This is a genomic window from Kitasatospora sp. NPDC056651 (genome assembly GCF_042792155.1).
Classification (GTDB): Bacteria; Actinomycetota; Actinomycetes; order Streptomycetales; family Streptomycetaceae; genus Kitasatospora.
The window spans coordinates 37,937-49,384 of sequence record NZ_JBHTWX010000067.1 but is presented as its reverse complement, the minus strand read 5'-3'; the positions used below and the strand labels follow the sequence as shown (position 1 = coordinate 49,384).

Genomic DNA, 11,448 nt, shown 5'->3' with positions numbered 1-11,448 from the left:
CCCCGGGATCCTCCGGGGCGGGCGGCCCGTCGCCGTGTGCCGGGCCGCCGGGCTCACGGTTCCTGGGGGAGCAGGACCCACAGGGCCAGGTAGAGCAGGAACTGGGGGCCGGGCAGCAGGCAGGAGAGCAGGAAGATCAGTCGGACGGTCCACGGGGTCAGGCCGAAGCGTTCGGCGATCCCGGCGCAGACACCGGCGATCACGCGGTTGTGGCGGGGACGGGCGAGGCGCGCGCTCATGGTGTTCTCCGTACGGTGGCGGCCCGGTCCGGCCGGTCCGGCGGGCTGTTTCCATACTCCGCCACCACCGGCCCCCGTTCCTCAGCCCGGCAGGTGATTCGCCACCCCGAAGGGTCACCGGCTGGTCGGATCCGGACGTCGGGGTACGGCTCAGGGTGACCCTGAGGCCCGGGGCCGGTCCGCGGACCCGCCGGTCAGCCGGCCGGGTTCCGCGGCGGCTGCGGCTGGGCGTACGGGTTGTCCGCCACCGGCTGCGGTGCGACGCCCGGCTGGTACGGCGAGGCGCCCTGCGGCGGGACGGGCGGCGCGGCCTGCGGCGCGACCGGCGGGACGGGGGCGCCCGGCTGCGGGGCGTTCGGGTTGAACGGGGCCTGCGGGTTGAACGGGGCCTGGCCGGCGGCCGGGTTGAACGGGCCCTGCGGCGCGTTCGGGTTGAACGGCGCACCCGGGTTGAACGCCCCCTGCGGCGCGTTCGGGTCGAACCCGGCGGCCGGCTGGGCGGGCTGCTGATTCTTGGCGTTGCCGCGCTCGGTCAGTGCCTTCACCGAGGCGACGATCGCCAGGACCGGCACGATGAACACCTTGTAGAAGATGGTGTACGTGCCGCCCTCGAAGACGAACGCCAGGTAGTAGGCGTATCCCAGGAGGCCGAGGCCGATGACGATGTTGAGGATGCGCAGGCCGACCTTCATCCCGCCGACGGCGGCGCCGAAGACCACCATGATGACGCCGCTGATCGCCAGCAGCACGACGTACCAGGAGAAGAGCGGTGCGGCGCTGAAATCGAGATTCAAAGAAGCTTCCTGGGGAGGGGAAGTGCAAACGGTGGACACCGTTCGGGGACGACAGCGCAGAGTACTGGAGGCGGCCGACATTCGCCGCCGACTTTGTGTCACGGTGTCATTGCGCTCCATCGGAGCGGTGATTGAAGGGGTGGGAAATGACGGGTTTTGAGGTGCTACGGGTCTTTTGCGGGCCCGACGGGAGTCACGGGAACGAGCTCGGAGTGGTGCGCGACGGCGCCGCCGTGCCGGAACGCGCGGACCGGCAGCGGATCGCGCACGAACTCGGTTTCAGTGAGACGGTCTTCGTCGACGACCCCGGGCGGGGGGAGATCGACATCTACACCCCCTCGGTGCGCCTGCCCTTCGCCGGCCATCCGTGCGTGGGCGCCGCCTGGCTGCTCGGCGTGGACCGGCTGGTCACGGCGGCCGGCGAGGTGGCCGTGCGGCGCGAGGGCGGGCTGACCGGGATCGAGGCCCGGCCGGAGTGGGCGCCGGGGCGCACGCTGCGGCAGTACGGCTCGGCGGCCGAGGTGGAGGCGCTGGAGGTGCCGCCGCCGGGGGAGTGGATCTACGCCTGGGCCTGGCAGGACGAGGCGGCCGGCACCGTACGGGCCCGGGCCTTCCCCGGGCGGGGCGACGGGATCGACGAGGACGAGGCGACGGGCGCGGCCGCCCTGCTGCTGGCCGCGAGCCTCGGCCGGGCGCTGACCGTCACCCAGGGCCGGGGCTCGCAGCTGCTGGCCGGGCCGCGCCCGGGCGGGCTGGTCGAGGTGGGCGGCCGGGTGCTCCCGGGCCGGGCCCAGGAGGCGGACGGCGTCGGCTCCGTGTAGGTGTCGGCTCCGCGTAGGCGCGGGGCTCAGCCGACTGGAAGGCCCGACCGGCCGGCGGGCTCAGCCGACCGGCGGCGTCGGCTCCGCGTAGACGCGCCGGGCGGCGCCCGCGCCGACCGCCACCGAGGTGACGGCCGCGACCGGCGGCACGGCGAGCATCGCCACCCGGGCCGCCCGCGGCCGCCGGTCCCGCAGCAGGTGCCGCAGGCCGGGGACGAGCGCGAGGTGGGTGACGGCCACGCCGGCCACCGCGAGCAGGATGTGGTCCACGTTGAGGACGTGGCCGGGCGCCCAGGAGGAGAGGAACTCCAGCGCGGTCGCCAGCAGCGCGGAGGCGCCGGTGGTGCGCAGGAAGGACGGCAGCCAGGGGGCCCGGAGCCGGCCGCCGGCCAGTGGCAGCAGGACTCCGAGCGGGGCCAGCAGCAGGAGCTCGCCGAGCACCTGCCAGCCGGTGGAGGAACGGAGCGAGGCGAGGGGCGTCAGGTTGGCGTCGTACACCCAGGCCACCGGCAGCGGTCTCAGCACCAGCCAGAGCGCCAGGGCCAGGTGGCCGGTGAGACCCGCCAGCCCGGCCAACCGGAGGGGACGGTGGACGGCCGTCGCCGGGCTGCTCTTCGTCCCCGCGCCGGAACGCTGACCGCGTGTCCTGGTGCCATCTCGCTGCACGGGGGGAAGGACGTGAGCCGGAGGCGCGTCGGTTCCACACTGGGCGTGAACATTCCGAACGCGCCCCCGGAACCCCTCGTACGCGGCTACTTGCAGCGCGAGGACGTCGGCACCGCGCCGAACACGTTGTCGGGCGGCGGACTGCCCGGCGCCACCGGGGTGGGCGACGGGCTCGGGCTCGCGGCCGCCTTGGTACCGCGGGCCGGAGTCACGCTCGGGACGGGGCCCGGCGGGGTGACCAGGGCTGTCGGTATGTGCGGGGTGGTCGGGCAGGCCGTCCGGCTGGCGGGCGCACCGGCGTCGACCGGTACGGCGGTCGGCCGGATGCCGCAGCCGGAGGCCAGGGCGAGCAGCAGCAGCACGCCGGCGCCGCGGCGCAGGGCGGTGCGGGTGACGGCGGGAGCGGTGCTGGTGGGGGCGGTCACGTCGTGGCGTCCTTGTCGTCGGCGGCGGCGCCGACGGGGCCGCCCTCGGCCTCGCCCGCGGACGGCGGGGGCGGCGGGGCCAGCGGCAGGGTCAGGGTGAACACCGCGCCGACCTCCCCGTTGGCCGCCGTGATCGTCCCCCCGTGTATCTGTGCGTTGGCCATCGCGATCGACAGTCCGAGGCCGCTGCCTTCGGAGCGCGCCCGCCCCCGGTCCGCCTTGTAGAAGCGGTCGAAGACGTGCGGCAGCACGTCCTCCGGGATGCCCGGGCCGCTGTCCGAGACCTCGACCACGACCGAGTCCCCGTCCTGCCGGACCCTGACCCGCACCGGCGAGCCGCCGTGCTTCAGGGCGTTGCCGATCAGGTTGGCGAAGACCACGTCGAGCCGGCGCGGGTCGACCACGGCCAGGATGCCGCGCGGGGCGTCCAGCTCGACGGCGTCGTACCAGGCCCGCCCGTCGATGCAGGACATGATCAGGTCGGCGATGTCCACCTCGTCGGCGACCAGCTTGGCGGTGCCGGCGTCGAAGCGGGTCACCTCCATCAGGTTCTCCACCAGGTCCGACAGCCGCCGGGTCTCGCTGACCACGAGCCGGACGGCCGGCTCGATCATCGGGTCCAGCGACTCCGCCTCGTCCTCCAGGATGTCGGTCACGGCCGTCATCGCGGTCAGCGGGGTGCGCAGCTCGTGCGACATGTCGGCGACGAACCGCCGGCTCTGCGCCTCGCGCGCGCTCAGCTCCTCGACCTGCTCGTGCAGCGACGCCGCGGCCCGGTTGAACGTCCGTGCCAGGTCGGCGAGTTCGTCCACCGAGCCCTCGACCTCCAGCCGGGTGTCCAGTCGCCCCTCGCCGAGCCGCCGGGCGGCGTCCCCGAGCCGCTTGACCGGCCGCAGCACGGTCGCCGAGGCGGCCTGGGCGAGCAGCGCCGAGCCGATCAGCGCGAACAGCGTGGCGATGGCCAGCGACCAGCCCAGCGTGTTGAGGTCGGCCCGCTCGTTCTCCAGCGACTTGAACATGTACGCCGTCGGGCCGTTCGACACCACCTTGGTGCCGCCGATCAGGAACGGCCGGCCCTCCAGGTTCTGCCGCTGCCAGTACAGGTGGTACGGGTACGGGTTGTTCTCGGTGATCTCGCGGGGCTTGGCGACGGTGGTCTGGAGCGCGGTCGGGACGTCGGCCAGCGTGAAGTGCGCGGGGTCGGAGGAGGCCGAGCACTCCGGGCGCGCCGGGTCGACCACCACCACGTCGTAGGTCAGGCCGGAGCTGGCCACCGTGGACGCCAGCGTGGCGAGCTCCGCGCAGGTCGCGTTCAGCGGCAGCTCGGAGACGTTGCGGGTGAGCGAGACCCGGAAGTCGTTCAGCACGGTGTTCTGGGCGCGCTTGAGCACCGCGTCGCGGTTCAGCCAGTACGCGATGCCGGAGGCCGAGACGGCGGCGAGCAGCGCGACGGCCGCGAACACCGCGATCAGCCGCACCCGCAGGGAGCGCAGCCGACGCCACCGGCCCGTCGAGAACCGTCGGGCAGTCGTCTGATGGTCAGTCACAAGAGCCTGTCGTGGTACGGGAGTTCAGAGGTCTGGGGAGGGCGGCGGGCGCCGGGGTCAGGCCGGCGGGTCCAGCCGGTAGCCGACCCCGCGGACGGTGCGGATCAGCGTCGGCGCGGACGGGACGTCCTCGACCTTGGCCCGCAGCCGTTGCACGCACGCGTCCACCAGGCGGGAGTCGCCGAGGTAGTCGTGCTCCCAGACCAGCCGCAGCAGCTGCTGGCGGGAGAGCGCCTGACCGGGCCGGCGGCTGAGCTCCAGCAGCAGCCGCAGCTCGGTCGGGGTGAGCTGGAGGTCCTGCCCGTCCTTGGTGACGGTCATCGCCGCCCGGTCGATCACCACGCTGCCGTACGCCGAGGAGTCCGAGCTCTCCCGCTCGCCGCGCCGCAGCACGGCCCGGATCCGGGCGTCCAGCACCCGCGGCTGCACCGGTTTCACCACGTAGTCGTCCGCGCCGGACTCCAGACCCACCACCACGTCGATGTCGTCCGAGCGCGCGGTCAGCAGGATGATCGGCAGCTGGTCGGTGCGGCGGATCCGGCGGCACACCTCGAAGCCGTCGATTCCGGGCAGCATCACGTCCAGCACGATCAGGTCGGGCCGTTGCTCCTTGAAGAGCCTCAGGCCGTCCTCGCCGGACGCGGCGGTGGCCACGCGGTGGCCCTGGCGGGTGAGAGCGAGTTCGAGGCCGGTCCGGATGGCGTCGTCGTCCTCGATCAGTAGGAGGAAAGGCACGGCCCCATTTTGGCCCACCCGCAGCCCCGAATCACCCCCCGGACCGTTCCGGCCTCCGCCCGGGAACCGGAACGGACGCCACCGGCGTCCGGTTCACAGGGGAGCGGATCGGGATTCGCGGGCAACTCCTGTGACACCCCTGTGACAGTCGGCGGACAGTGCCATCACAACCGGCGGGCAGGATTTTCCATGTCGCCGCAGGACAGCGGGCCGAGAGGCCGGCTGAACGGCGGCCACCGGAACCGCTCGTACCGACCCAGGGGGCGCACGATGAACGCCACGCTTCAGACCCGGACCAACCCGGCTGTCCGCACCGCGCGTTCGTCAGCCACGTCCCACCGGACCCGGTACGAGGTCAGGACCGACGAGAACTCCGGTGCCGTGACCGTGCGGGGGTGCGCGCACAGCACCGGTGGAAACCCTGTCGTCCGTCGGGTGAGCGGCGGCGGCAGGACGGGGGAGCTGTACGGGATCGGCCGGCTGGGGAGTCCGGCCGACTCCGCCAACACCCTCACGCTGCGGGGAGTCCTCCCCGTCCGCGTCGAGGGCAAGGACGCCCCGGGCAACCGGGGGACCGGGGGGAACGGCCTGCGGACGGTCGGTTCGGGGGAGCCGACCGGTCGCGAGGCCGCCGGTGCGACGCTGCTGCGGCTGAACCCCGCACCGGCCCGCACCGCCGAGGCAGGGCAGGGGGGCGCGCAGGGGGAGCACCCGGCCGTCGCGGAGGACCACATCACGGAGTTCACCGCGTACGTCCGCGAGCGCCGCGCCTCCCTGTACGCCACGGCCTACCACCTGACCGGTGACCGCTACGAGGCCGAGGACCTGCTGCAGAGCGCGCTCTTCAGCACCTACCGGGCCTGGGGCCGGATCACCGACAAGGCCGCGGTCGGCGGGTACCTCCGCCGCACCATGACCAACCTGCACATCTCCGCCTGGCGGCGCCGCAAGGTCAACGAGTACCCGACCGAGGAGCTGCCGGAGACGGCCGGCGACACCGACGCGATGGGCGGCACCGAGCTGCGCACCGTGCTCTGGCAGGCGCTGGCGAAGCTGCCGGAGAACCAGCGCACCATGCTGGTGCTGCGGTACTACGAGGGCAAGACCGACCCGGAGATCGCCGACGTGCTGGGGATCAGCGTCGGCACGGTCAAGAGCAGCATCTGGCGCGCCCTGCGCCGGCTGCGCGAGGACGAGCACCTGAACAAGTCCGGCGACACCGTCCGGGCGTTCGGCGAGCTGGTCGCGTAACGAGGACTCCCGTCGGGGGACGGGGATCGGACGGTCACGGTCCGGGGGCAACGGCTCGGGGGAGCGTGCCCGTGGGGGAGCCGCGGATCGTTCGGGGAAGGCGGAGGGCCCGGTGCGGGGGAGACGCACCGGGCCCTCCGTCGCGTTCCCGGGCCCTTCGTTCCGGGGGCTGTCCGTCAGACCGCCGGGAGCTCAGACTGTCGGGAGCTCAGACCGCCGAGAGCTCCGTCGGCCGGGCCGCGGCGCGGATCCGTCGCTCGGCCTCCGGGCCGGCGCACGCGTACGAGCCGAGCGCGACCTGCCGCCCGACGATGGACCGCTCGGCCCGCATCAGCCGCGCGCCCCGGCGCAGCAGCACCGGCAGCGACTTGCGGCCCTCCCGGACGTCCCGGCGCAACCGGCGCCAGGCCGTGGTGAGCGCGCCGTTGCGCAGGCACAGGGCGTCGCCGAGCAGGCCCTGGTCGGCGCACTCGGCGGTGATCTCGGCGGCGAAGATGCCCTCCGCTATGAACGCGCCCGCCCCGTCCAGCTCCAGGCCGCGGGTGCCGGTCCGCCCGTTGTCCGGGATCGAGTACACCGGGACGTCCGCGCGGCCGTGCTCGTGCAGGGCGCGGATGGCGGCGACGGCCTGGTCGCGGTGCCAGGCCAGCGGGGAGTCCCAGTCGACGGCGCCGTCCGGCAGCCGCGGCAGGGTCGGGTCGTCCCCGTCCTTGTAGAAGTCGTCGAGCTGGAGCACCGGCAGACCGCTGCGCTCGGCGAGCGAGGACTTCCCCGACCCGGAGGGCCCGGAGAGCAGGATCACCCGGGCATGCCCGGTCGGTGCGGGGTTCATGGGGGAGTCACTCACGGGACACCAGTCTGACGCATCCCGGCCGGTTGCCGAAACGGGTCGGCTCAGACCTTTCGCGGCGGCGGCCCGGCGAGGGCGGCGCGGACCATCGGCAGGCAGCGGCTGTCCACCTGGAGGTAGACCGGTTCCCCGGCGCCGGGCGGCCGGTACGCGGTGGCGGCCCAGTCCTGGTCGTGCCAGGTGTCCGGCTCGGGCTCGTGGAAGGTGCCCCCGAGGGGCAGTTCGAGCGGTGTGGCGCCGCGGGCCCGGAAGCACGCGGTGGCGGCGCCGGGGGTGATCGCCAGTTTCCCGTTGACGTAGCCGGGCCGCCGGTCCGGTCGGTCGGTGCGGGCCGAGCACGGCAGCCGCACCGCCTTCCCGGCGGCCAGCCGGCGCCGGGCCCGGGCCACCTGCCAGCGGCGCAGCACGCCGTCCGTGACGAGTGCCATCAGCTCGCCCAGTTCCTCCATCGCGCCCCCTCGGCCGGTCTCCGTGACCGCGATTGTGGTCCGGGCGCGCCCCGCGCCGGGATCCCCGAAAGTCGGCCCGGGCGGAGACGAAAGTCGTCGGAACGCCGACGGACCCGCGCCAGGGGGGGAGAGGCGCGGGTCCGTCCAATGACCGTCCGGGCCCTGGGGGGGTGAGGGCACTGGGGACGGCCAGTCTGTGGGGTTGTTACGCGGAGCGGTCGAGGTCAGATACCCATCGGGTGCCAGACCGTCTTGGTCTCCAGGAACGAGAGTAGCCGGTCCGTACCGGGCACATTGGTCCAGTCCTGGGCGAACGGGTCCAGCACCGGACGGACTACCCGCTTCAGGGTATCCGCGGCAGCGGCTTCCAGCTCCTTCGCCGCGCCGGGACCGTCCTCGGCGATCGCTCCGGTGAGGTCCACCGCGTTGACGTCCTGGTGCGAGGCCAGGGTGGGGGCGATGTCCGCGGTCCGGCCCGAGACGATGTTGACCACGCCGCCCGGGACGTCCGAGGTGGCCAGCACCTCGCCCAGCGACAGCGCGGGCAGCGGGGCGTCCGCGGCGGCCGCGACCACGACCGTGTTGCCGGTGGCGATCGCCGGGGCGATCACCGAGACCAGGCCGAGCAGCGAGTGCCCGTACCCGGCCTGCGGGGCGACGATCCCGACCACGCCGGTCGGCTCCGGGGTGGAGAGGTTGAAGAACGGCCCGGCGACCGGGTTGGCGCCGCCCGCGATCTGGGCGACCTTGTCGGTCCAGCCCGCGTACCAGACCCAGCGGTCGATCGCGGCGTCCACCAGCGCGGCGGCCTTCTTCGGGCCGATGCCCTCGGAGACGGACACCTCGGCGGCGAACTGCTCGCGCCGGCCCTGGAGCATCTCGGCGACCCGGTACAGCACCTGGCCGCGGTTGTACGCGGTGGTGCCGGCCCAGCCCTTGACCGCCTTGCGGGCGGCCACGACGGCGTCCCGGGCGTCCTTGCGGGTGCCCAGCGGGACGTTGGCGAGCCACTGGCCCTTTGCGTCGGTCACCTCGTACACCCGCCCGCTCTCGGAGCGCGGGAACTTCCCGCCGACGTACAGCTTGTAGGTCTTGAGGACGTCAAGACGCGCAACGACATCAGACATCTCGGGCCTCGACATTCAGGTAGGGCTCCAGACCGTGGCGGCCACCCTCGCGGCCGTAGCCCGACTCCTTGTAGCCGCCGAACGGCGAGGTCGGGTCGAACTTGTTGAAGGTGTTGGCCCAGACCACACCGGCCCTGAGCCGGTTCGCCATCCAGAGGATGCGCGAGCCCTTCTCCGTCCAGATGCCGGCGGAGAGGCCGTACGGGGTGTTGTTGGCCTTCTCGACCGCCTCGGCGGGGGTGCGGAAGGTCAGCACCGACAGGACCGGGCCGAAGATCTCCTCCTGGGCGATCCGGTGGGCCTGGCTCACGCCGGTGAACAGGGTCGGCTTGAACCAGAAGCCGGTGCCCGGGAGCTCGCAGGCCGGCGACCAGCGCTCGGCGCCCTCGGCCTCGCCGGCCTCGGTCAGCGCGGTGATCCGGGCGAGCTGCTCGGCCGAGTTGATGGCGCCGATGTCGGTGTTCTTGTCCAGCGGGTCGCCGACCCGCAGGGTGGCCATCCGGCGCTTCAGCGCGTCCAGCACCTCGTCCTGGACCGACTCCTGGACCAGCAGGCGCGAGCCCGCGCAGCAGACGTGGCCCTGGTTGAAGAAGATGCCGTTGACGATGCCCTCGACCGCCTGGTCGATCGGCGCGTCGTCGAAGACGATGTTCGCGGCCTTGCCGCCCAGCTCCAGCGAGAGCTTCTTGCGGGTGCCGGCGACCTGCCGGGCGATCGCGCGGCCGACCGGGGTGGAGCCGGTGAAGGCGACCTTGTTGACGTCCGGGTGCGCGGTCAGCGCCGCGCCGGTGCGGCCGTCGCCGGTGACGATGTTGACGACGCCCTTCGGCAGACCGGCCTGGCGGCAGATCTCGGCGAAGCGCAGCGCGGTCAGCGGGGTGGTCTCGGCCGGCTTGAGGACGACCGTGTTGCCGGTCGCCAGCGCGGGCGCGATCTTCCACGCCAGCATCAGCAGCGGGAAGTTCCACGGGATGACCTGGCCGGCCACGCCCAGCGGCTTCGGGTTCGGGCCGAAGCCGGCGTGGTCCAGCTTGTCGGCCCAGCCCGCGTAGTAGAAGAAGTGCGCGGCGACCAGCGGCAGGTCGACGTCACGGGTCTCGCGGATCGGCTTGCCGTTGTCGATCGACTCCAGCACGGCCAGCTCGCGGCTGCGCTCCTGGATGATCCGGGCGATCCGGAACAGGTACTTGGCGCGCTCGCTGCCGGGCAGCGCCGACCAGTCGGCGAAGGCCTTGCGGGCGGCCGCGACCGCGCGGTCCACGTCCTCCTCGGTGCCCCGGGCGAACTCGGCGAGCACCTGCTCGGTGGCCGGGTTGACCGTCTTCAGGGCCTCGCTGCCGGAGGAGTCGACGAACTCGCCGCCGATGAAGTGGCCGTAGGAGGTGGCGATGTCGCCCGCGGCGGCCGGGGACTCCGGGGCCGGGGCGTAGGCGAAGAGGCCGCCGGCGGGCTTGGCCGCGGGCTCCTCGGTGTTCTTCTTCTTGGCCATGGTGATCAGTCCACCGTCACGTAGTCGGGGCCGGAGTAGCGGCCGGTGGCCAGCTTCTGGCGCTGCATCAGCAGGTCGTTGAGCAGGCTGGAGGCGCCGAAGCGGAACCAGTGCGGGCTCAGCCAGTCGTCGCCGAGGGTCTCGTTGACCATCACCAGGTACTTGAGCGCGTCCTTGGTGGTGCGGATGCCGCCGGCGGGCTTGACGCCGACCTGGACGCCGGTGGCCGCGCGGAAGTCGCGGACCGCCTCCAGCATCAGCAGGGTGACCGGCGGGGTCGCGTTGACGGCGACCTTGCCCGTGGAGGTCTTGATGAAGTCGGCGCCGGCCAGCATCGCCAGCCAGGAGACCCGGCGGACGTTGTCGTAGGTCTGGAGCTCGCCGGTCTCGAAGATCACCTTGAGGTGGGCGGAGCTGCCGTCGGGGCGCTCGCACGCCTCCTTGACCGCGACGATCTCGTTGAAGACGTCGAGGTAGCGGCCGGAGAGGAAGGCGCCGCGGTCGATCACCATGTCGATCTCGTCGGCGCCCGCGGCCACCGCGTCGGCGGTGTCGGCGAGCTTGACCGGGAGGGCGGCGCGGCCGGCCGGGAAGGCGGTGGCCACCGAGGCGACCTGGATGTCGGTGCCCTTCAGGGCGGCCTTCGCGGTGGCGACCATGTCCGGATAGACGCAGATGGCGGCGACGCGAGGGGTGGTCGGGTCGGTCGGGTCGGGGGTCCTGCCCTTGGCGCACAGCGCGCGCACCTTGCCGACCGTGTCCGCGCCCTCCAGCGTGGTCAGGTCGATCATCGAGATCGCCAGGTCGATGGCGTACGCCTTCGCCGTGGTCTTGATCGAGCGGGTACCGAGCGCGGCGGCACGCGCCTCCAGGCCGACCTGGTCGACGCCGGGCAGGCCGTGCAGGAAACGGCGGAGCGAGGCCTCGGACGCCGCAACGTCCTGAAGGCCGCTGCCCGCAACGCCGAGGGCATTGGCTGCAACAGTGGACATAGTCACCAGAGCAGCATATCTACGCGCGTAGTGAGTCGCCAGGGCACCCGCCATTCGTGGCCG

The 11,448-nt window shown here is 73.2% G+C and carries 13 protein-coding genes; 2 read left to right on the top strand and 11 right to left on the bottom strand.

What is annotated here, in order from left to right; translation table 11 throughout:
• Positions 1–53: 53 nt before the first annotated feature.
• Both ACFRAR_RS24525 and ACFRAR_RS24520 read right to left on the bottom strand, forming a co-directional pair.
• On the bottom strand, positions 54–239 hold the full coding sequence (locus ACFRAR_RS24525) for a PspC domain-containing protein (RefSeq protein ID WP_350735952.1): 186 nt from the start codon (positions 237–239) through the stop codon (positions 54–56).
• A 194-nt stretch (positions 240–433) separates the two neighbouring features.
• Positions 434–1,033, bottom strand: coding sequence for a hypothetical protein (locus ACFRAR_RS24520; protein WP_380700315.1), 600 nt, complete (start codon positions 1,031–1,033; stop codon positions 434–436).
• Positions 1,034–1,179: 146 nt separating this feature from the next.
• Between ACFRAR_RS24520 and ACFRAR_RS24515 the strand changes: the two genes are divergently transcribed.
• Complete coding sequence (locus tag ACFRAR_RS24515) at positions 1,180–1,854, top strand: PhzF family phenazine biosynthesis protein (protein WP_380700314.1); 675 nt, start codon at positions 1,180–1,182, stop codon at positions 1,852–1,854.
• A gap of 60 nt (positions 1,855–1,914) precedes the next feature.
• Here ACFRAR_RS24515 and ACFRAR_RS24510 read toward each other — a convergent pair whose 3' ends face one another.
• The 4 genes from ACFRAR_RS24510 to ACFRAR_RS24495 form a co-directional block, all read right to left on the bottom strand.
• The gene (locus ACFRAR_RS24510; RefSeq protein WP_380700313.1) at positions 1,915–2,430 is read right to left on the bottom strand and encodes a VanZ family protein; all 516 of its coding nucleotides are present in this window, start codon (positions 2,428–2,430) and stop codon (positions 1,915–1,917) included.
• Positions 2,431–2,606: 176 nt separating this feature from the next.
• Positions 2,607–2,945 carry a hypothetical protein gene (locus ACFRAR_RS24505; RefSeq protein ID WP_380700312.1) on the bottom strand — a complete coding sequence of 113 codons (339 nt, stop codon included), beginning with the start codon at positions 2,943–2,945 and terminating at the stop codon, positions 2,607–2,609.
• The gene (locus ACFRAR_RS24500; RefSeq protein WP_380700311.1) at positions 2,942–4,492 is read right to left on the bottom strand and encodes a sensor histidine kinase; all 1,551 of its coding nucleotides are present in this window, start codon (positions 4,490–4,492) and stop codon (positions 2,942–2,944) included. Before ACFRAR_RS24500 ends, ACFRAR_RS24505 begins: the two co-directional genes overlap by 4 nt.
• Before the next feature lie 57 nt (positions 4,493–4,549).
• Entirely contained in the window at positions 4,550–5,227 is a 678-nt protein-coding gene (locus ACFRAR_RS24495; protein WP_030257458.1) for a response regulator transcription factor, read from the bottom strand.
• Between the two features lie 435 nt (positions 5,228–5,662).
• Between ACFRAR_RS24495 and ACFRAR_RS24490 the strand changes: the two genes are divergently transcribed.
• Entirely contained in the window at positions 5,663–6,478 is an 816-nt protein-coding gene (locus tag ACFRAR_RS24490) for a SigE family RNA polymerase sigma factor (RefSeq protein WP_380700310.1), read from the top strand.
• Between the two features lie 208 nt (positions 6,479–6,686).
• On the opposite strand, the gene ACFRAR_RS24485 is transcribed toward ACFRAR_RS24490, so the two are convergent.
• From ACFRAR_RS24485 to deoC, 5 genes are all read right to left on the bottom strand, one after another.
• Complete coding sequence (locus ACFRAR_RS24485; RefSeq protein WP_380700309.1) at positions 6,687–7,325, bottom strand: ATP-binding protein; 639 nt, start codon at positions 7,323–7,325, stop codon at positions 6,687–6,689.
• Positions 7,326–7,372: 47 nt separating this feature from the next.
• Complete coding sequence (locus ACFRAR_RS24480) at positions 7,373–7,777, bottom strand: hypothetical protein (RefSeq protein ID WP_380700308.1); 405 nt, start codon at positions 7,775–7,777, stop codon at positions 7,373–7,375.
• 224 nt (positions 7,778–8,001) lie between these two features.
• Positions 8,002–8,904 (bottom strand): aldehyde dehydrogenase family protein, encoded by a 903-nt coding sequence (locus ACFRAR_RS24475; protein ID WP_380700307.1) that lies wholly within the window; start codon positions 8,902–8,904, stop codon positions 8,002–8,004.
• Entirely contained in the window at positions 8,897–10,393 is a 1,497-nt protein-coding gene (locus ACFRAR_RS24470; protein WP_380700306.1) for an aldehyde dehydrogenase family protein, read from the bottom strand. Before ACFRAR_RS24470 ends, ACFRAR_RS24475 begins: the two co-directional genes overlap by 8 nt.
• Positions 10,394–10,398: 5 nt before the next feature.
• On the bottom strand, positions 10,399–11,385 hold the full coding sequence (gene deoC / locus ACFRAR_RS24465; RefSeq protein WP_380700305.1) for a deoxyribose-phosphate aldolase: 987 nt from the start codon (positions 11,383–11,385) through the stop codon (positions 10,399–10,401).
• Between the last annotated feature and the right edge of the window lie 63 nt (positions 11,386–11,448).